The sequence below is a fragment of the Sorangium sp. So ce375 genome, from assembly GCF_051473855.1.
Taxonomy (GTDB): Bacteria; Myxococcota_A; Polyangia; order Polyangiales; family Polyangiaceae; genus Sorangium.
Genome location: NZ_CP150335.1, coordinates 11,861,837 through 11,881,186, shown reverse-complemented (window position 1 = coordinate 11,881,186; position 19,350 = coordinate 11,861,837). Strand labels below are relative to the sequence as shown.

Annotated in this window: 12 protein-coding genes and 1 pseudogene; 8 read left to right on the top strand and 5 right to left on the bottom strand. The window is 69.0% G+C overall.

From position 1 onward, the window contains the following. The first annotated feature begins 120 nt into the window (after positions 1-120). Positions 121-1,422, top strand: coding sequence for an enolase C-terminal domain-like protein (locus WME90_RS44180; protein ID WP_437278115.1), 1,302 nt, complete (start codon positions 121-123; stop codon positions 1,420-1,422). 167 nt (positions 1,423-1,589) lie between these two features. Here WME90_RS44180 and WME90_RS44175 read toward each other — a convergent pair whose 3' ends face one another. Together WME90_RS44175 and WME90_RS44170 are read right to left on the bottom strand one after the other, a co-directional pair. After that, positions 1,590-2,192, bottom strand: coding sequence for a YaeQ family protein (locus tag WME90_RS44175; RefSeq protein WP_437278114.1), 603 nt, complete (start codon positions 2,190-2,192; stop codon positions 1,590-1,592). 116 nt (positions 2,193-2,308) lie between these two features. Then, positions 2,309-6,088, bottom strand: a complete 3,780-nt coding sequence (locus WME90_RS44170; RefSeq protein ID WP_437278113.1) for an FG-GAP-like repeat-containing protein — start codon at positions 6,086-6,088, stop codon at positions 2,309-2,311. Between the two features lie 607 nt (positions 6,089-6,695). On the opposite strand from WME90_RS44170, the gene WME90_RS44165 reads away from it, so the two are divergent. Further along, positions 6,696-8,360 (top strand): CotH kinase family protein, encoded by a 1,665-nt coding sequence (locus WME90_RS44165; protein ID WP_437278112.1) that lies wholly within the window; start codon positions 6,696-6,698, stop codon positions 8,358-8,360. 123 nt (positions 8,361-8,483) lie between these two features. Here the strand turns inward: WME90_RS44165 and WME90_RS44160 are convergent, their stop codons facing one another. Beyond that, positions 8,484-11,651 (bottom strand): hypothetical protein, encoded by a 3,168-nt coding sequence (locus WME90_RS44160; protein WP_437278111.1) that lies wholly within the window; start codon positions 11,649-11,651, stop codon positions 8,484-8,486. 172 nt (positions 11,652-11,823) lie between these two features. On the opposite strand from WME90_RS44160, the pseudogene WME90_RS44155 reads away from it, so the two are divergent. The 4 genes and pseudogenes from WME90_RS44155 to WME90_RS44140 all read left to right on the top strand — a co-directional run. Continuing rightward, positions 11,824-12,027 (top strand): annotated as a pseudogene (locus tag WME90_RS44155) (DUF4291 family protein); the annotation flags it as partial. An 833-nt stretch (positions 12,028-12,860) separates the two neighbouring features. Next, complete coding sequence (locus WME90_RS44150) at positions 12,861-13,511, top strand: NAD-dependent epimerase/dehydratase family protein (RefSeq protein WP_437278110.1); 651 nt, start codon at positions 12,861-12,863, stop codon at positions 13,509-13,511. A 156-nt stretch (positions 13,512-13,667) separates the two neighbouring features. After that, a complete protein-coding gene (locus tag WME90_RS44145; protein ID WP_437278109.1) occupies positions 13,668-15,206 on the top strand; it encodes an MYXO-CTERM sorting domain-containing protein in 1,539 nt (512 codons plus the stop codon). Positions 15,207-15,375: 169 nt separating this feature from the next. After that, entirely contained in the window at positions 15,376-15,963 is a 588-nt protein-coding gene (locus WME90_RS44140; RefSeq protein WP_437278108.1) for a hypothetical protein, read from the top strand. Between the two features lie 134 nt (positions 15,964-16,097). Here the strand turns inward: WME90_RS44140 and WME90_RS44135 are convergent, their stop codons facing one another. Both WME90_RS44135 and WME90_RS44130 read right to left on the bottom strand, forming a co-directional pair. Then, positions 16,098-16,661, bottom strand: coding sequence for a hypothetical protein (locus WME90_RS44135; RefSeq protein ID WP_437278107.1), 564 nt, complete (start codon positions 16,659-16,661; stop codon positions 16,098-16,100). After that, entirely contained in the window at positions 16,658-17,266 is a 609-nt protein-coding gene (locus WME90_RS44130; protein ID WP_437278106.1) for a hypothetical protein, read from the bottom strand. The genes WME90_RS44135 and WME90_RS44130 overlap by 4 nt, the downstream gene beginning before the upstream one ends. Before the next feature lie 447 nt (positions 17,267-17,713). Between WME90_RS44130 and WME90_RS44125 the strand changes: the two genes are divergently transcribed. Beyond that, positions 17,714-18,439, top strand: coding sequence for a hypothetical protein (locus WME90_RS44125; RefSeq protein ID WP_437278105.1), 726 nt, complete (start codon positions 17,714-17,716; stop codon positions 18,437-18,439). A gap of 613 nt (positions 18,440-19,052) precedes the next feature. Beyond that, entirely contained in the window at positions 19,053-19,331 is a 279-nt protein-coding gene (locus tag WME90_RS44120) for an RNA recognition motif domain-containing protein (protein ID WP_437278104.1), read from the top strand. The last annotated feature ends 19 nt before the right edge of the window (positions 19,332-19,350 follow it).

Here is a 19,350-nt window from a genome sequence, read left to right as displayed (position 1 = left end):
GCGAGGGCGCGGCGCGGGCGAGCTCGGCACGGTCCCGTCCAGTGCTCGGCTGGGATCCATCGGCATCTGACACACGGGGCTATGCGCGCTGTCCGGCGTAGTCCACACGAAGGGGGACCAATGTCCGTGTGCATCACCGATGTCATCGCCCGCGACATCCGCTTTCCGACCTCGCGCTCTCTCGCCGGCTCGGACGCCATGAACCCGAGGCCGGACTACTCGGCGGCCTACGTCGTGCTCAAGACCGATGGCCCGGAGCGGATCGAGGGGCACGGCCTGACCTTCACGATCGGCCGCGGAAACGAGCTCTGCGTGGCGGCGATCGAGGCGCTCCGCCCCATGCTCGTGGGCAGGCGCGTCGACGCCATGACGGCCGACATGGGCGCTTTCTGGGACGAGATCACCGGCGACAGCCAGCTCCGCTGGGTCGGCCCGGAGAAGGGGATCATCCACCTGGCGACGGCCGCTGTCGTCAACGCCGCCTGGGATCTGTGGGCGAAGACCGCGGGCAAACCGCTCTGGAAGCTGCTCGTGGACATGACCCCGGAGGAGCTCGTCCGCTGCGTCACCTTCCGCTACATCATGGATGTGCTGAGCCCCGCTGAGGCGCTCGAGATCCTCCGCCGGAGCGCGCCTACCCGCGCAGCGCGGGAAGAGGAGATGCGGCAGCACGGCTTTCCCGCCTACACGACCTCGGCAGGGTGGATCGGCTATCCCGACGACAAGCTGCGCCAGCTCTGCCGCGAGGCGCTCGCGCGCGGCTTCTCGCATTTCAAGATCAAGGTCGGCGCGAGCATCGATGACGACGTCCGCCGGGCGCACATCATCCGGGAGGAGATCGGGGCGCAGCGCCGGCTCATGATGGATGCCAACCAGGTGTGGGACGTGGGCCAGGCCATCACCAGCATGCAGCGCCTTGCCGCGTTCGATCCGTGGTGGATCGAGGAGCCCACGAGCCCCGACGACATCCTCGGCCACGCCGCGATCGCCAGGGCGATCGCGCCGATCGGCGTGGCGACGGGGGAGCACGCCCACAACCGCGTCATGTTCAAGCAGATGTTCCAGGCGGACGCGATCCGGTTCTGCCAGGCGGACGGCGCCCGGCTGGGCGGCGTCAACGAGGTGCTCGCCGTGCTGCTCATGGCGGCCAAGTTCGGCGTCCCGGTCTGCCCTCACACCGGCGGGGTCGGCCTCTCGGAGATCATGCAGCACATCTCGCTCTTCGACTACATCTCCGTGAGCGCGTCGCTCGACGATCGCATCCTGGAGTATGTCGATCACCTCCACGAGCACTTCGTCGATCCGGTCGTCGTCCAGGCTGGCCGGTACATGCCGCCCACCGCGCCGGGGTACAGCACCACCATGCGGCCCGAGTCGCTCGATCGGTTTGAGTTTCCGACCGGCGCGGCGTGGGCGAAGTGAGGCAGGCTGACGAAGCGCCGTGTCCTCGGACCGGCCTCAGCCGACGGACGTGCTGCCGGGATCGAGCCTCGTGAGCCGATAGCCGGGAATGGCCTGCATCAACACCGACGACACCGGGGGAGCCGAGCGCTACGGAGGTTGGAACCTGGCCTCTCGTCTCGACGTAATCACGACTCGTCGAGCCGCGAGCGGACGACCTCGCCGTCGAGCGTGCTGCCGTCGGCCTCGATATAGAGGTGATCGCCCACGATCGTGACCGCCCATTTGCGCCGCAACTCCGTGTTCTCCGCGAGCGCGGCGACGAGGCGGTGGTCGACGGTGGAGATCGAGATCGCGCCGGTGACCTTGCTCGCGCGCGAGGCGGCCTCACGCGCGCCGGACACGAGCTCGTCGCGCCGGCGCGCGTCCGAAAAGAGCGCGTGAACGGCCACGCCCGCGTTGTGCTGCACGATCCTCTTGAGCTTCTCGAACGGCGCCGCGCCGCACTCGATCCAGGTGAGCACGCGGCCCGCGGGATCGCGCGTCCAGAGGTCTGCCCCCTCGGCGTCGGCGAGCCCTGGGCCGAAGGCGAGGCCCTCTTCGTGAAAGAGGCAATACGCGAGCACCCGCAGCACGACGTGCTCGGCGCTCTCCGAGGGGTGGCGGGCGACGACCACCCGCTCGCTCGCCTCGCGGCCGCGATCGACGTGCGAGAGGTCGATGCGGAAATCCATTCGCGTCGAGGGGAGCGCCATCGATGCCGAGTACCACGCGAGCGAAGGAGAAGCCATCTGGAACGTGTTTCACGGTCACGTGCTCCGCGCGGGCCCCCCTCGCACGGGAGCCAGCGGGCTCGACCTCGCGGACGCCACGTTCCGATGATGCCTTCTCCCTGACAGCCTCTCGCTCAGGGCACCGTCGTGTTGAGCAGGAGCTGATTCACCTGGCCATAGTTCCCCAGCACGAGATCCAGGTCCCCGTCGCCATCCATGTCGCCGACGTCCCCGTCGGCCGTCAAGAGGAGGGTCTGGGTGAGCCAGGGGGCGTCGACCTGGGAGAAGTAGCCGGCGGTGTTCCTGTACAGCGAGTGCTTGCGCGGTAACATCGAGGAGATGTTGCTCCGCAGCACGACGATGTCCACGTCGCCGTCCATGTCGAAGTCGCCGAGCTCGACCTCGCGAGCGTCGGGGTCGTAGGCGTGCACGCTGATCCGGCTCGACGTCACGTTGGCGAAGTACCCGCTCCCGTTGTTGAAGAGCAGGACGATATGACTTCCGCCTGTGGGGGCGAACACCAGATCCAGGTCCCCATCGGTGTCGAGGTTTGCAGCCTCGACGTCGACCGACGGGAACGTCGTCAGCGCCATATTGGGGCCCAGACGACCGTTGGCGTTGACGAACGGGCCTCCCTGGGTGTTGCGCAAGAACATGGTCTTGGTGCCGGCCAGGATGAGCTCGGGGTAGATGGCCTGACGGATCGCGAGGCAATCCGCCTGCTGGGCCGGCGTCACCGCGCCGCTCGCCACGAGCCCGGCGACCGATCGCTTCGGATCGGAGCAGATCCCACACAGGGCAGGAGGGCGGCCAGCGCACGCGGAAGCGTTGACGTCCGCGATGTCCACGCACAGCGCCTTCTCCACCGTGATGTCCAGCGTGTCGCTGCCGAACCAGTAGGTGCTCTGGTCGGTGAACACGCCGTTGCCCCCGTTGATGAGCAGCGTCGAGTTGCCCGGCGCGACGTTCCCGAAGAACGCGTCGAGATCGCCGTCGGCGTCCACGTCGCAGAGCTCGACCGATCGATCCGACATCGTGGTCGATGGCAGGCGCCCGGTCGTGGCCACCGTGAAGGTGCCGCCGGAGTTGAGGTACAAGGCGGCCTGCTTCGACGCCGTCGTGCCCGTCGCGGAGTAAGCTGCCGCGATGATGTCCATGTCGCCGTCACCGTCCACATCGCCGGAATCCACATCGGTGTGCTTGACCAGCACGCTGGGGAATTGCAGCGCCGTGACGTCCACGAGGTGGCCGCCGTCGTTCCTGAGCAGGCGCGGCTGCGCGAGGGCGCCCGAGTAGGGCGCGATGAACACGTCGAGATCACCGTCGTTGTCGACGTCGATCAGATCGATGTCGTCGGTCGCGGTCGTCGTGCCCAGCGGGACGCGCCCCAGCGTGCCGTCGGTGAACAGCGGCCGCGGAGGCAGCGGCGCGGTGAGCGCGGCGTGCGCGTCGACGATGCCGCCGGTGCGGGTGAGGCCGGAGAACGCGGGCAGAGGCGCGGCGGTCTGCTCGATCATCTTCACCACGCGCACGGGGTCGCCACGCAGCGCGCTGTGCTGGGACAGGAGCAGCCCGGCGACGCCGCTGACCATCGGGGCGGCGATGGACGTGCCGTTGGCGCCGAGGAAGGTGTTCGTGCCAGGCGCCGCGACCGAGACCGTCTTCGCGCCATAGGAGGACGACTGGGTGCCTGACCAGATGGAGCGGTTGCCGGACTGGTCGCTCGCCGCGACCACGATCTTGTTGGGCAGCCCGAGATGAGCGGGGAAGTCGGCGAAGAGCGGATTCCCGGACGAATCGACCGTGTCGAGGTTGGCCCCCGAGTTGCCCGCGGCGGTCACGAACAAGAGGTGGGAGACGCCGAGGTCCCAGACGGCCTCCGTCATGTCACGAAGGGCGTCCTCGGCCGTGTACGAGATGCCCGTCCAGCTGTTGAAGCTGCCGCTGAACGAGCTGTTGACGATGTGCGCACCGTTGCGCGCGGCGTACTGGTACGCCTCGAGGATGGCATCGTACGTCGGGGCGGCGACGGTCGTCGGTGTGCCGTTCACGATGCGCGTCGCCAGGCGCGCGTTGCCCAGGGGCATGATCTTGACCCGATGCATCACGCCCGTGTAACCGGCGCAGTCGTCTCCGATCTCGCCGAGAGCCCCCGCCACGATGTCTCCGTGCGTGGTTACGGTGTCCACGGGCGACGGGTCGTTCGGCCTGAGCGGGCTGCCGCCGAGGTCCTGTCCCGGGCGCGCGAACTGGAAGCCGCGGCAGTCGTCCGGATAGCCGTTCTCGTCATCGTCTCGCGCGGCCCCGTCGCAGTCCTGTCCTTCGGGAGCGCCCAGCAGCGCGCCCGGGGGCAGGGCGTTGCAGGCGACGCCGCCGGGGCCGATCTCGTCGGCGATCGAGCCGTCGCCGTCGTCGTCAAGGTGGTTCGTATAGATGCGCGCGACGTCGGGATCGAGCAGATCCGTCGCGCCGTCGCCGTCATCGTCCACGCCGCAGCCGCCGGGGCAGCCGTCGTTGTTCAGGTCCGACCGCGGGCAGGTCCCGCCCGTCGTCATCGGCATGCAGTCGCTGCTGCACGGGGGCGCGGCGCAGCACTCGTCCGCGTTGAGGTAGACGTTGTCGACAAGCGGATGAGGGCCCGGGCCGCTGCAATTGTCCGTGTCGTGGTACGCCGCCTGATAGTAAATCACGCCGCTGTCGATCACCGCGACGACGACATCGTGGGATCCCCGCTGGATATCCCAGGCGGCGTCCACGTTCATCGCCTCGATGTACCATTGCTGCGTAGAATAGGATGGATCGTTCGGCACATGGGTCGGCGCGGCGATCAGGTTGGGCAGGGCGAGCCGCACCGGCTCGCCGCCCGCGAGGAGCGCCGAGAGCGCCTCCTTCTCCGTCCCCTTCGGCACGGTGACCACGCCCATGTCCGGAGTGATCTGCCGCGCGAGCGCGCCCTGGACACCGGAGAGGACCCTCGCGCGCTCCTCCGCCGACGTGCCGGAGCTGAACTTCACGATGAGCTCGCCCGGCACCATGGGCGCCAGGGACACGACCTCGATGTCAGACGCGCTCTCGTTGCCGTCGATGTCGGTCGCGACGATGTGGACCCGGTTGGGCGTCAGGAACTCACCCGGGTCGTTCCGGAGCGGCAGGTCGATGGAGAACTCTCCTGCCGGCGTGAGCGCCGACGCCTGCGCCGGCGCATCGCCGATGCTGACGCGGATCGATCGCGCCAGCGTGTTGTCCTCGACGCGGCCTCGCAGGGTGAATGGCCCCTGAGCCACGATGTCCCCCTTCGCCGAGGACCTCGCGTAGTCCTCGGCGACGCGGAGCCTCGGGGCCTCGTCCGTCGCGCCGAGGCGGATGGCGTCGAGCCGGCAAGGCCCCGTGGCGCCCCGCGGGAGATCCAGCGCGATCTTGAGCCGCAGGTCGTCGTACTCTGTCTTGAGCGCCGCCACCAACTCGGCAGGCAGCTCGAAATCGACGCGTGTGAACTGGCCTGCCGCTCGCTGGGGGAGCGCGACCTCCTGGGTGAACTGGCGCTCGATCCCCTGGGAGGGCAGCTCCACGAACAGGTAGACGTGCCCCAGCGGCTCCGCGCCGGGCGGCGCCTCCGGAAGCGAGAGGCTGATGGAGAGGGTGGAGTGGACCGCCGCGAGGGTGCTGAGCGGCGCGCTCACAACCTCGTGGTAGCCGCTGCCGGGCACCTCGAGGCTCTTCTCGCCGTGCGCGCGCTGGTCGCTCGCCCGCGCGGCGCCGCCGTCGAGCGTCCACGCGCCCGCGTCCTCGAACCCGAGGATGCTCTCGTTCGACGGCCGCGCCGCGCCGGCGCTCGGGGCGCCGCCAGGAGCGACGCTCGTGCCATCGCAGCCGCATATCAATGCTGCTGCGGCGACCCATAGTCCACGTTTCATCTCATTGCCTCGCTAATGCCCGAAGGTTGAACCAAGATAGAAGTCGGCGGGTCCACGATGGAAGGCATCCAGGGGACGTGCTGCATGACGTGCCTGTCGCCGTCCCGGTTGACGCCGGGCCGCGTGTCGGGCGTCCACCGGGCGCGAGGCAGGCATGGCAATGCTCATGCCGCCGGCTCTGCACGCGCGGCCATGTCTTTCGGCCGGCTCCTCTCGCGAGGGCGGGCGTGAGGTGGCGCGATGTCACGGTACAACGGCCCGTTGTCACGTGACAGTGTCACGTGACAGTCACGGGACAGGAGCCGGCCCCGCCGCTCCGGCCCCGGGCTCGCCTGCGCGGCGCCGCCGTCGAGCGTCCACGCGCCCGCGTCCTCGAACCCGAGGGTACTCTCGTTCGACGGTCGTGCCACTGGGCGTACCAGCTCGCCCTGGCCCGAGGCGCTCCGCTCGATTGGCGTCGATGCTGCCAACGTACCTACTCATCGCGAACCATCCGACACGCGCAGGAGAGGCCTGGATTTCGGCTCGACTCGAAAACGACGCGAGGCCATCGCGCGCTCGTTCGAATTCGCGAGCGACCCGAGTAAACTGCGCGGGAATGTTCGACATGTCGAAGCTCGCGGCGCTGCGGATCGCGGGGGTGTTCGTGCTGGCCTCGCTCGGGGGCTGCTCGAGCGAGGCGAGGGATGACGCGAAGGCGCCTGCCCCGAAGTCGTTGGCCGTCGTGTTCACGCCGAAGGGAGGCACCTTCCAGGCGTCCGAGCCCGTGGAGCTCACGGTCGAGGACGAGCGCGCCGTTGTGCACTTCACGACCGACGGCTCGCTGCCCACCGCGAGCTCGCCGGTCTACGTCGAGCCGCTCGTGCTCACCGCGTCCACGCGGGTGCGCGCCCTCGCCGTCGTCCCCGACGCCGCGCCTTCCGGGGACGGGGGCAACGGCGGAGAGGGCAGCGACGGGGCCGACCTCCTCGGGCCGGTCGCGACCGAGGCGTATTTCAAGGTCGCCGCCGATAGCGCGGAGTTCAGCTCGGAGCTGCCGATCGTCGTGATCCACACCTTCGAGTCGAAGCAGCTCGACCCGGAGGGGACCGAGTTCGTCCCGGCCACGTTCATGCTGCTCGAGCCCGAAGCCGGGCAAACGAAGCTCCTGGGCCGCGCGAGCTTCGATGGCCGCATCGGCATCCACGTCCGCGGCGCGACGTCTCGCGAGTTTCCGAAGAAGCAATACGCCGTCGAATTTCGTGACGACGCGCTGGACACGGATTTCGACCGGGCGCTCCTGGGGATGCCGGCGGACTCCGACTGGGTGCTCAGCGATCCGGTGAGCTTCGACCGCTCGCTGATCCGCAACGCGCTCGCCTTCGAGATGAGCAACCGCATCGGCCGGTACGCGCCGCGTACGAGCTTCGTCGAGGTGTTTCTCGTCGACTCGGGGGATGACGTGGCGGAGGAGAGCTTCCTCGGGTTCTACACGGCGATCGAGAAGATCAAGCGCGGTCAGGATCGTGTCCCGGTGGCCAAGCTCTCGGCCGACGATCTCACGGAGCCGGACGTGACAGGTGGCTTCATCTTGAGCATCGACAAGGGCGACAGTCACTTCTCGGCCGCCGGCCAGGACCTCCAGTTCGTGTACCCCAAGCCGGAGGACATGCTGGACCCCGCGCGAGAGCCGCAGCTAGACTACATTCGCCGTTACATCGACGACTTCGGTGAGGCCGTCGACGCGGACGACTTCACGCAGCCCAGCAGCGGCAAACACTATTCGAGCTTCATCGATCAAGACGCCTTCATCGATCACAACATCATCAACGCCCTGACGAAGAACGTCGATGCCCTGCGGATCAGCACGTACTTCTTCAAGGATCGACAGGGGCTCCTTTCGGCCGGTCCGGTGTGGGACTTCGACCGAAGCCTCGGAACGCCCTACGACGAACGCGCGGTCGATCCGGAAGAGTGGAAGCTCGAGGGCTCCGACGGGACCGACTACTTCACGGAGGGCTGGTGGGGGCCGCTGTTTCGCGACCCAGCGTTCAAGGCGCGGTACAAGGCACGATTTCTGGCGCTGCTCGAGGGCGAGCTCGCGCCCGACAAGCTCGACGCCATGGTGGACGGCCTGGTGCGCAAGGCGGGAGCTTCGGCCGTGGAGAGAAACTTCGCGCGCTGGCCGGATTCACCGCCTCGCAAAGGGTCTTACGACGCCGAGATCGACCTGCTCAAGGACTTTCTCCGCAGGCGGGCCAGCTGGATTCGCGACCAGCTCATGAAGTGGTGAGCACGTCGCCGAACGACGTGCTGGCCGCTGCCATCCGCGACGCGAGAGCGCGCCGGTCCGGCGGCCGTGCCGACCCTTCGTTCCGCGCGGTCGGCGCCGGAGCAGCGCGCGACACCGACGAAGCTAGGTGTCCGCCAGCAGCAAGCACTCGGCGGCGTCAGCGTGCATCGCGCGGATGGCGTCCAGCCGAGCGCGCCATGCGGGGCTGTCTCGGAGCTGCTTCTCGACCTGCAGCGACAGCTCGGCAGCCGACAGCGCGGCCGAAAGGCCGCCATGCTGGATGAGCCAATCGATCAGGGCGGCGGCGAGCCGGGGATCCTTCAGCTTGCCGGTGGAGGGGATCCGACGCGCAGGCTGTTCGTCTACAAGGGCCAGATACTCCGACCATAGCTCGGTGGCGAGCCTGACCTCGACGAGATCGACGTCGAGGATCTCCTTCAGTGTGGCGGCGGCCGTGAGGCGCAGGCCTGCAGCCTTCTGAGCCAGGCCGAGCGCAATCCGGAACGCCCGCGGCCTGGGCGCGAGCCGTGCCAGCCGGGCCAGGGCCCAGGTCCGACCGCCGCTCGCTGCTTCGACGAGCCGGGCCAGCGCCGCCTGCCAGTGTGGTAGTCCGGCGTCGTCAGGGAGGCGGCTCAATGAGTCGACAGCCTGGACCAGGACGCGGCCGGAGGTGCGCGCCTCGGCGAGGAGCCTGGTAGCCAGACCAAGCCCTTCCGAGCACAAGGCGTGCTGGGCAATGCAGACGCCCGCTGCCGTGGCAGCGATGCGCTCGTCGCCGCAGTCGACAAGCACCTCGGCCAAGGCGACGAAGCCGCGAGCCACCGCGGGTCGCGCCCGCGACTCGTTCGGGAACAGGAGCCTCGACCCGGGGTTGAGCAGCGGCCACGTATCCGGCACCGTCGTGATGCCGTCGATGAGCACCTGTCGGACGTCGGCCTGGTCGACGAAGCGCAGCAACCCCGCCAGGATGTCCGGCCGGATGCTGGGGTGCAGGTCCTCGGACCGCCACGCCTCCATCAGGAGGTCGCGAGCCTCCACGGTCGCAGAGGCCGAGACCTTGCCAGCGGCGTTCTTGCGGTTGACCACCGCGCAGTCCTTCGACAGCAGCAGCTCACGATACGGCGCCAGATCGAACGGACCGGGCATGCGCTCGGACAGCACGTTGAGGGCGCTCATCGCCGCGCGCCCCACCACGCCGGATCTTCGCGCGCGCGCCAGGAACAGCCGCCGGAGCTCGGCGGTCGGCGGAGCGATCCGGGCGCACCGCGCCAGGATGGCGGCGGCGACCGGCCCGGCCGCTCCCGGCAGCAGCTCGAGCAGCAGCGGCGCGTCCTCGACGCGGCCGATGGCCTTGACGCGCCTCGAGAGATCGAGGCTGGCGTCCCGCGCCACCCGCAGGAGGTGCTGCGTGAAGCGCCTGCGCTGGGAGGGCGTCCACCGCCCGGGGGCCGATCGTGAGATCGCCGCCACCAGATCGGTCTTGTGGGGATCGGTGGTGTCGTCCCGATCCAGCAGCTCGTCGACGAGGGCAGTCTCCTTCAAGCTGATCTCCGGGACGTACCCCATCACCTCGTCCAGCGGCCCGTCGCACGTGACAGGCTTGCGCGGAGGCCGCGGCGCCTTCGGTGTTCTTCCGAGGAGCAGGTCCACGATGAGCCGCTCCGCCTCGGGCTCGTAGCGACCGACCGCCACCGGTCCCAGCATGGGTGTGGTGCCGTCGAGGCGCACGCCCTCGTAGGCCGCATGGAGCTGAGCGGCGAGACCTTCGGCGATGCGCAGCGGGCTCGGCAGATACTCCATGGACGGCTTCTGGCCGGGCGCCGGCGCCTTGTCGGCGCGCCAGCGCACCCGGGGATCCAGGCGAATCTGAACCAGGAGCCCGAGCAGCTGCGCCGCGCGCGTGATGCTGCCCCGGAGGATCGCTTCGCCGATGGCCTTGTGCACGGCCCGCTCGGCATGGGCCAGGGTGGTTGCGTTCGACTCGCGCGACTGCACCGTGGTGAGCAGGGCGTCCCTATAGGTCTGCACGGGGATCTCCGAGACCTGACGATCGGACAGCTGGGCCAGCTCGGCCATGACCAGATGGCGGCTCGAGCCATGCCATGCCGGCTCCACCTCGGCGAGAACGGACGCGCACGTCGCCGGGTCGGCGCCGCGGCGGAGCGAACGCACCAGCGCAACCATCCGCGCCGCGCGCTCGCCCCGGTCCCGGGCCGCGCCCAGCGCCTCGTGCTCGGATCGCAGCTGGGCAAGGTCGAGGTGCTTCTCGATGGCCTGAAGCCGCTTGCGCCGAGTGTCCGGATCGACGGGTGGAATCAGGGCCGCCGCCATGAGCCGCGTGACGCTCGCCGGCGGCATCGTGGCCAGCCGCGCCGCCATGCCAGGACGGGGCGACCATGCCGCCGTCGCGGCCTGTTCCAGCTCGGCGCCAAGGAGACGTTCGCGCTCGGTCGGGGGCAGGAAGCGGAAGAGCGGATCGGCGGAGGCGTCGAGGGGCTTGCACCGGTTCCGGAGCTCCAGCACATCCTCGGTCGGCAGCGTCGAGATCGGCAGCGCTCCGGATGGAAGCGGACCGCTGGCGAGAGAGACAGTCCAGTCGTTCCGGCGCAAGACCTCGAGCAGCTCGGCCGGGCAAGCCATCGCCAGGGCGTGGATCGCCCACCCATTCAAGGCATCCTGCCGCACGAGCAGCGCCAGGGCCTCCCTGGGATATCGGGTGCAGAACAGCGTGGCCTCGTTCGCCGTGATCTTACGCCTCGTCGCCAGTGCCACGCGGAGGCCCCGCTCCGGCGCACGCGTCACCAGCTCGCGCCACGCGGCCTCGTGCTCGACCGCGTAGTGTTCCAGCGTGTCGAGATCGCATGTCGCGAAGAGGCGTGTCGCGAGCCCCACGCCGTGCCTGGCGATGACCAGGGGAATGACCGCCGTCGCCTGGGCGACGAGACCGTGCCTGTGCATGATCAGGACGACCCCGCGGGCCTCGCGGCGGTTCCCCTCGCGCAGCACCTGGAGCAACGCTTCGTCCGACACCGGCACTCGGCGCGCCGAGGAAATCGCGGCCCGACGCATCATGGGGTCGCGCAGCGCCTCCTCGATGCGCGCCACGTCCCGACGATAGGTCGCCAGGTCGAGCGCCAGCCGCCGCTCGTCGCCGTCGCCCCCATCCAACGCGGCCATGACCCGATCGGCCGTGGCCTGATCCCAGCCGCGGGCGAGCAGGGCAAGCGCCCGCCCCCGCTTCGCGAAGCTCAGGCTTCCGAGTCGACGGACCTCCGACAGCGCTTCCACCATGCTCCGAGTCTAGACGAACGCGACGCCGACGACGACCACGTGTGGGGCGTCGCGGCTCCCGCTGGTGCTCGTCCAGCGCGCGGGGTTCGACGCGATCCAGGCGGCCGCGGTGCCGTCGAGCTTCGAGCCCGTGCTGCACCCGGGCCAGGAGGCGTGAAAGAGAGATTTCCAGCGCTCGGACGTGCGGCTCCAGTGGGATCCGGACCACCATCCGTCGGGCGCGCCGGTCGCGCGGAGGGCGATCCAGCTCGGGCTGCGAGGCGCGATGCTGCGACGGTTCGCCGAGGACGGAGGCGATACGGAAATGCTATCAAACCAGGCGCGGCGCGCTGCGCGGCGGATGCGCCCGCGCAGCGTGCCGGGTTATCCAGGGTAGTTCGCCTCGATCAGGGCGGAGCAAACGAGGCTTTTCGCGCGGACGCCCTCGTGGCTCTCGGGATCGCGCGGGACGCCGCTCCATGTCGCAGGCGAGCATGACAAAGGCGCCGATCCAGGCACGGCGGGCCGTGCACGATGGTCCGGAAGTCTCGCGCCTCCTGCGCCGGCAGCATATGAGATCTTCCGTCGCTGGATCATGATCCGTCGAGTTGACGAGGAGGCCGCACACCCCCACTTACTCGTGGGAGGAGCTGCCATGCGTGATTCGAGCAATGCGAGTAATCCGCCGAAGGATCTGGATGTGACGATAAGCGAGATTCGCAACGCGATCGATGATTTGTCGAGCAGGCTGGAGGCACTGCGAGCATCGAATCCAGCCGCCGTCAGCTTTAGCTGTGGCGGCGGGTGCGGCGGCGGGTGCGGCGGCGGGTGCGGCGGCGGGTGCCGCTGCGGCGGCGGGTGTCGCTGCGGTGGCGGGTGCGGCGGCGGGTGTCGCTGCGGCGGCGGGTGCGGCGGCGGGTGCCGCTGCGGTGGCGGGTGCCGCTGCGGCGGCGGCGGGTGCGGGCGCGGCTAGCGCCCGAGGTGACGAGGTCGAACGAGAGAGCCCCGGGAAGGTGAGGAGCACGGAAGATCATCCAAAATATCTTCCCATCTTCCTGCGATCGCCCGCGGTCGCGCAAGCTCGCTTGTCGGCCGCCGCGAGGCGATCCTCTCCTGGCTCCTCGCAGCATCGATCCTTCGGCGACAGCGTCGAGGCTCTTCTGAAAGAAAGGGCACGCACGCTCGCTCTAGGGTTTGCGCCGTCGGCGCTTCGGGTCGAACATGACGGCCATGAAGGTCATCGTTACCGGAACGACCGGCATGGTCGGCGAAGGCGTGATGCTCGCTTGTCTCGAGGATCCCACGGTCGAGCGGGTCCTGTCGGTGGCACGCCGACCGTCGGGGCACGCGCACCCGAAGCTCGAGGAGCGCTTGATCCCCGACTTTCGCGAGCTCGGCGCCTTCGAGGCGCGGCTCTCGGGCTACGACGCGTGCTTCTACTGCGCCGGCGTGAGCTCGGTTGGCATGAGCGAGGCGGACTACACGGCGATCACGCACGATACGGTGCTCGCCTTCGCGACGGCGCTCGCGCGCCTCAATCCGGGCATGGTGCTCACGCACGTCACGGGTGCGCACACCGACTCGAGCGAGCAGGGCCGGGTGATGTGGGCGCGCGTGAAGGGCAAGGCCGAGAACGCGCTGATGCGCCTACCCTTTCGCGGCGTTTACAACTTCCGGCCGGGCTTGATGACGCCGGTGCCGGGACAGAAGAACCTGAAGCGAGTTTACCGCTTCCTGCTCCCGCTCGTCCCGCTCATGAAGCTCGTGCTCCCGGCCCTGAAGCTCGAAGAGGTGGAGCGCGCGATGGTGCGTTCCGTGACGAGCGGGGCGCCGAAGCAGGTGCTCGAGGTCGCCGACATCAAGGCGCTCGCGTCGGCGTAGCTCGCGCGCCCCACAGCGGGATCAGCCGACCACGGCGAGCGTCCGCTCGAGCTTGAGTCGCTCGGGGGTGATTGGCGTCGTCACGCCCGCGTAGCCGGCGCCACACGTCGCACGCGCCGTCTTGACGGACGAGCGCAGCCGCGCATTCTGGCAGCCATGTCGATACGCCGCGCGCACGTCGCTCCGCTCGCCCTGCTCACCTCCTTCCTCCTCGCCGCCCCCGCCGCGGCGGCCGTCGTGCCGGTCGGCACCGCCGACGAGCTCGTCGCCGCGATCGGCGCGGCCAAGGCCGGCGACGAGATCGTCCTCGCTTCGGGCACCTACGCCTTCGACGGCGTCTCCTGCGCGGCCGCAGGCACCGAGGCCGCGCCGATCGTCGTGCGCGCCGCCGAGCCGCTCGGCGCGATCCTCGAGCTGTCGGGCCTCGAAGGCTTCAAGGTCAGCGGCCCGAACTGGCACTTCGAAGACCTCGATATCCGCGGCGTCTGCGCCGACGACTCGGACTGCGAGCATGCCTTCCACGTGTTCGGCGCTGCCAGCCGCTTCACCCTCCGCGGCTCGAAAGTGCGGGACTTCAACGCCCAGCTCAAGATCAACGCCGTGCAGGTGGACGGCGTCTGGACGGCCCCCGACGACGGGCTGATCGAGCGATCGGAGCTGTTCGACACCCACCCGCGCAGGACCAGCAATCCCGTCACCAAGATCAACATCGACGGCGGCAAGCGCTGGACCGTGCGCGACAGCTACCTGCACGACTTCCAGAAAGACGGCGACGCTGTCAGCTACGGCGCGTTCATGAAGAGCGGCGGATCGGACGGGCTCTTCGAGCGCAACCTCGTCGTCTGCACCACCGCCGGCTCGCCGGACGGGGTGCGCATCGGGCTGTCGTTCGGCGGCGGCGGCACGGGGGCGCAGTACTGCGCCCCGGCCTACGACCCCGACGTGCCCTGCGAGGTCGAGCACACGGGCGGAACGATGCGGAACAACATCATTGCGAGCTGCTCGGACGTCGGGATCTATCTGAACCGCGCGACGGACACGCGGCTTCATTTCAATACGCTGATCGCGACGAGCGGGATCGACTTCCGCTTCGCGACGACCAGCGGCGTCGCGCGCGGCAACGTGCTCACGGGCAAGATCCGCGACCGCGACGGGAGCACGCACCAGGAGAGTGACAATCTGGCCGAGGTAGGGCTCGCGACGTTCCAAACGTGGTACGAAAATCCAAGCCTCGGCGACCTGCGCCTCAAAGGGGAGGTGGCGTCGCTCGTCGGCGCAGCGCCCGCCGAGGCCGCGGTGACCGACGACTACTGCGCTCGCGGGCGGCCGGGCAGCGGGAGCTTCACGCTCGGCGCGCTCGAACATTCGCTCGGCGACTGCGCGACGGTGCCGCCGCCGGGGCCCTCCGGCGAAGGGGGCGCGGGCGGCGGCACCACGGGCTCGGGCGGGATGGGCAGCGGCACCGGTTCCGCGGGCGGGGGTGAGGCGGGCGGCACAGGCGGCACAGGCGTAGGCGCAGGCAGCGGCACAGGCGCGGCCGGCGGGGGTGGCGACGCCTCCAGTGACGGCGAGGGCTGCAGCTGCGGCGTCGCGGGCGTCGGCGGGAATGACACCCTCGGCCTCCTGATGGCGGCCCTCGCCGCGTTCGCCCTCCGGCGACGACAGGCCTCCTCATCGCCGAGCGACGCTGGTTAGGTGGCGAGGGATCGCGGCCGCAGATCTCGTCGGTGATCCCTGACAACGCGCCGGCAGAGCGATTGTACGAAAAGCTCGGATTTGTGGAGCTTCGCGCGGAGCTGACGGCGAACGGCCGAGCTGGCGCTTCGGGCCACGCGCTCCGGCGCCCCGTGATAGAATGACCGCCGTGAATCCGCACGCGGACGCTGGCCCAGCGAGCAGCGACTACCTGGATCGCCTGATGCGTCGAGGGTCTTTCGAAGCCCTGTGGCCGCTCTTCGCCAAAGCCACGCGCCCCGCCAAAGAAATGACCGAGAGCTATTCGGCGCTCGAGCACCTGCGGCCCTTCATGTCCGGCGCGCCGTGCCGGGTCATCCACGTCGGTGACGGCGCCCACGCCCGCACCGGGGCGCTGTTCGCGCTGAAAACGGAGGCTGAAAACGTCAGCGTCGATCCGGTGCTCAACGAGCCGCTGGTCGAGGCCTGGCGCGCCAAATTCGGCATCCGCCGCTTCGCCTGGCAACGCGCCGACGTCTTCGCCGCCATCGAACGGCTCAACGCGTTGCCCGACATGCCCGTGCTCGTCACGTTCGTGCACGCCCACGTCCCCATCGACGACGTCCTCGCCCGGCTGCGCTGGAACGTCGCGTACACGCTCGCCTGCTGCCAGCCAGGTCATCAGCTGAGCCAGCAGCACGACGTGCTCGCAACCGGCGAGGACCCGTACGTGTTATCCAGCGGACGGCGCTTTCAGGTGCTCGCCCCGCGCGCGTGAGCGCGAGGCGCCGCGGCAACGCGCGCGCTGGCCGTCATCGCACCGGCGCCGGTGCGATGCCGCCCGGGGTGCCGTAATGAATTAGCCTAGTTCCGCATAGCACGCGAAGCCCGGCCCGCCGAAGCCCCGAGCTCTCACAGCGGCTCGATGCTCAGAAGATCGCCCGCCAGGTGATACACACGGTAGTGGGCGCCGTGCGTCGTGAGCTCCCACGCTTTCTGCGAGACGACGAAGGCGACTCCGCCGATCACGTAGCGCCATTGGCTCGGCATGCCGCCGCGGCCGTCGACGTGCACCTTTTGGAGCGGACCCTGGGCGACCAGCGCGGGGCTCTGGGCGTACGCCTTGCGCCTCGCGCTGACCTTCCGGAACATCAACAGCGCGCCGATACCGAGCAACCCGCCCAGCACGACGCCGCCCCCGCCGAGCGCGTAGAGCCCGTTCATGTCGGTGTCGGAAATCGGCTTCGAGTAATCGTCGTGGAGGTAGAGCGCACCTCCGACACCTCCGGCGGCGACGAGTAACCCGAGCAGGAGCAAGAACACCCCGCAGCCGATGCCGGAGCTCTTGCCGCGCTTGGCCTGCGCCGGATGAAGGCGCCCTTGCCGGTTCACTTCGAGCTCTTCGAGCGTGAAGCCGTGGGCCGCTCCGAGGTCTCGGAGGTACGCCTGCCGCGGGTCGGAGGGTGAGGTCATCATGCGAGCCTCGAGTGACCCAGGGCGACCAGGGCGTCAATGGGTGCTTCGAGCTCGGCGGGCTTCAGCGGCTGACCGCCGTAGGAGAGACAGAGCTCGCCGTTGTCGTAAGAGAGCCCGACCTGATTCATGGGCAGCTTGAGCAGCGCTGCCTGCACCGCCGAGTTCATGAGCGCACGAGAGAGGGCGGGCGAGTCGCTCCTGAGCGAAATCATGCGATCGAAGTTCGGGTCGCCCGTCGGGACCAGGTGGTGCTGCGGACCACCCGCCCCGCGCGTGATCTGGAGCGAGAAGCGATGCGGCGCCGGATACAACGAGCGCGCATAGAAGGCCGTGGAGGTGGTTCTGGTGTTGCCCACCATGCTCCAGGTGGAGATGACGCGGAGCGGCACGTTCTGCACGGCGCCGGTGAGGGACTTGACGCGGCGCTGTGACGTGAGCGCGCTGCCCTCGTTCTGCTGATCGAAGGTCAGCCCGTACCTCGTCGCACAGTTCGGCCAGACCGCGTCCGTCGCGCGCGAGAGCTTGATCGCGCCCGCCACGATCGCGACCAGGACGAGGGCGCCCGCCCCGAGCCCCAACCATTGGAAAAGTTCGTACGTGCTCATGTCGTGTTCGCTATCTCAGAATAAGATTACTAGCCTTTGGAGAGGCGCGACAACGGGACGCTCTCGCGCCACGAGGATACTCACCACTTGATCATTAAAATGACGAAATACCGGCCACTCCCCCTTAGGCGTTTCGAATGAACGTGTCGCGATGATCAAGATTCAGCGAGGCGGGGACGGGTGGGTCGTGGTCGGGAGCAGCGTGCTTTCGAGAGGATAGCCCGCGCAAAGCCATTCCGACCTGTCAAGAATTTCTCGCCAACGACCGGCAGTTGACATAACATACAAAAGGTACGATTCACTGATCCGCCTACAAAAACCGACAGCTCCAGCGGATAGGAAACCGCAGGACTTTCGCCCATGACAAGCCCGCGGGGACGGCGCCCGGCGAACCGCCACGTACGGCGAGACATCGATCTCGCTGACGGCCGTCACGTTGAGGTGCGTATGCGCTTCCTGGAGCGCGAACCAGTGCACCGTATTTCCGAAATAGTCGAGGCCGCGATGACCCGCGTCGCACCCGCTCTGATCCTGGTCGGGGTCTCCGCGTTTCTCGTCCTCACCGCGCTCGCCGCGGCCGCGTACCCGGGCGGCACCTTCTGCGACGCGAGCGCGCCCGGCTACGAATTCTGGGGCAACTTCTTCTGCGACCTCACGCAGCCCGTGACCCAGCGCGGGGTGGACAACACGCGCGCGCGCTCGCTCGCGCAGGCCTCGTTCGTCTGCTTTTCCCTCGCGCTCGTCCCGTTCTGGTGGGTTCACGGCGCCCTGCTCGGCGGCCGGCTCGGCGGCGCGGTTCGCGTGTTTGGACTGCTCTCCGCCGCCGGCACGAACCTGATCGCGTGGCTGCCGTCCGTGGTCTCACCGCTGCTCCACGAAGTGTCCGTATTCGTCGCGGCGATCCCCGGGCTGCTGGCGACGCTCCTGGGCGTGACCGGCGCGTTTGCACGGGGCAATGCGGGCGAGAGCCGCTCGTCACCGTTGCGCTCCTCGGCGGGGCTCGGTGCGCTCTCGCTCGCGCTCGGCAGCGCGAACGCCGCGTACTACGCGTATGCGATCGCGGCGCCGGGCTGCCACGTATTTCTGCCAGCGCTCCAGAAGCTCGCGGCGCTTTCGGTGCTCGGGTGGATGGGCACGATCGCGCGCGCGGGTGCCGCGCGTGGGGCGCGCTAGCGCGCCGAATGGCGCCTGCGACCCATGCCGTCGAGCCCTCAGTCACCCCTGGGCGTGAACCCGACCCCGTTCCTGGGTCTGCCGAAAGCGCCGCAAGTTAGGACGCACCCAGGGCGGCGGCCGATGCCCGTTCGGAGCGCAGCGCTTCCAAGAGCGCCGAGCCGAGGATCAGCGCGCCGCCTGCGCAGGTGCTCAACTCGCACCGCAGGCTCGGCATGCGCGAGCGACGCCGCTGAGGCCGCCGACGGAGCGCACCGGGAGACGCTGTTGAGCGCCCCCGGACGCATTGGGTGAGCGCGTGATCGCGCGATCGCGCGATCACGCGCTGGTCCCGCTGCGGGCGGAAAGAGAAAAGATTGCGGAGACACTCCTTGCTGTTGGTGCCCCAAGGGAGTAGCCTGGGCCCCTCACGACGTCACTGGCTCTCGACACGATGCGTTCTCTCTCCATCCACGCGAGGGAGATCGTTGGTCGCGCGGATGACTGGACGACGCACCGTGTGCCTGCGCGGGTTCGCTGCGCGGCACGTCCCCGTTCGATCCGCGACGGCTTCATCGAATGGCAGGCGAAGAGCGCTCACGAGCGCAGCTGCAAGCCGTGAAAGTAACGTGTCATGGGTAATCGTCTCTATGTCGGAAATCTCTCGTACAACACCACCCGCGAGTCCCTCGAGGCCGCGTTCGCTGGCAGCGGCGAGGTCCGCGAGGTCTCGATGCCGACCGATCGGGAGACGGGCCAGCCGCGCGGGTTTGCGTTCGTCACGATGGGCTCGGCCCAGGCGGCGAACAACGCCATCTCGCAGCTCAACGGCATGATGCTCGATGGGCGCTCGCTCAAGGTAAACGAGGCGCAGGAGCGTCCGGCAGGCGGCGGCGGTCGCGGTCGTTACTGATCGCTCCTTCGTCGAGTCG

Coding starts and splice junctions, on each gene's coding strand:
- WME90_RS44180 (WP_437278115.1), top strand. CDS start 121: ATGTCCGTGTGCATCACCGATGTCATCGCCCGCGACATCCGCTTTCCG.
- WME90_RS44175 (WP_437278114.1), bottom strand. CDS start 2,192: ATGGCTTCTCCTTCGCTCGCGTGGTACTCGGCATCGATGGCGCTCCCC.
- WME90_RS44170 (WP_437278113.1), bottom strand. CDS start 6,088: ATGAAACGTGGACTATGGGTCGCCGCAGCAGCATTGATATGCGGCTGC.
- WME90_RS44165 (WP_437278112.1), top strand. CDS start 6,696: ATGTCGAAGCTCGCGGCGCTGCGGATCGCGGGGGTGTTCGTGCTGGCC.
- WME90_RS44160 (WP_437278111.1), bottom strand. CDS start 11,651: ATGGTGGAAGCGCTGTCGGAGGTCCGTCGACTCGGAAGCCTGAGCTTC.
- WME90_RS44150 (WP_437278110.1), top strand. CDS start 12,861: ATGAAGGTCATCGTTACCGGAACGACCGGCATGGTCGGCGAAGGCGTG.
- WME90_RS44145 (WP_437278109.1), top strand. CDS start 13,668: ATGTCGATACGCCGCGCGCACGTCGCTCCGCTCGCCCTGCTCACCTCC.
- WME90_RS44135 (WP_437278107.1), bottom strand. CDS start 16,661: ATGATGACCTCACCCTCCGACCCGCGGCAGGCGTACCTCCGAGACCTC.
- WME90_RS44130 (WP_437278106.1), bottom strand. CDS start 17,266: ATGAGCACGTACGAACTTTTCCAATGGTTGGGGCTCGGGGCGGGCGCC.
- WME90_RS44125 (WP_437278105.1), top strand. CDS start 17,714: ATGCGCTTCCTGGAGCGCGAACCAGTGCACCGTATTTCCGAAATAGTC.
- WME90_RS44120 (WP_437278104.1), top strand. CDS start 19,053: ATGGGTAATCGTCTCTATGTCGGAAATCTCTCGTACAACACCACCCGC.